Below are 766 nucleotides of genomic sequence, written 5' to 3'. Positions count from 1 at the left end.
ACGAGGGTCTGTTGTGTATACACCATCGACATCCGTATATATCTGACATTCATCAGCTTTAAGAGCAGCCGCCAAGGCAACAGCAGTTGTATCTGAACCGCCCCGACCAAGCGTCGTGATATTGCCCTTTTCATCAACCCCTTGGAATCCAGCTACAACGATAACGCGCCCTTGCTCAATATCAGAGCGCATCTTATCTTCGTCGATATCTAGAATGCGAGCCTTCGTATGCGTATCGTCGGTTGTAATTCGAACCTGCCCGCCTGTATATGATCTCGCAGGACAGCCTCTTTTGTTCAGCGCCATACTCAACAAGGCAATCGTTACCTGCTCACCCGTTGACACCAATACATCCATTTCTCTAGGCGTAGGCTCGTCGGTAATGTCGCTGGCAAGACCGATCAATCGATTTGTTTCTCCACTCATTGCAGAAACAACTACGACGATGTCATCTCCCTTATCGCGAAAGCCTTTAATTTTATCCGCAACAGCTTCGATACGCTCAACCGTACCAACAGATGTGCCGCCAAACTTCTGAACCAACAAAGCCATTTCTTTATTCCTGTACCACTACCAACGCACTACGTATATGCAAAAAGCGCGGGATTATAACTTACTTTCAACCCAAACTTGAACCCTAGCTAAAGCTTCATCTAGCCTAGCCAAATTGGTGCCACCACCTTGCGCCATATCAGGACGACCGCCGCCTTTACCATCAACGATCTGGGAAACTTCTTTCATCAATTCGCCAGCTGAAAATTTCTTT

The 766-nt window shown here is 47.3% G+C and carries 1 protein-coding gene and 1 pseudogene; both read right to left on the bottom strand.

Translation table 11 applies throughout. From position 1 onward, the window contains the following. Window positions 1-552 (bottom strand): annotated as a pseudogene (locus tag A3739_RS18995) (aspartate kinase); the annotation flags it as partial. A 54-nt stretch (window positions 553-606) separates the two neighbouring features. After that, window positions 607-766, bottom strand: a 160-nt coding sequence (locus A3739_RS28235; RefSeq protein ID WP_156502692.1) for a DHHA1 domain-containing protein, incomplete at its 5' end; no start/stop codon positions are given.

Source organism: Oleiphilus sp. HI0067, assembly GCF_001635735.1.
Note: the sequence above shows the minus strand (reverse complement) of the source record. Positions and strands in the feature narration are given on the sequence as shown.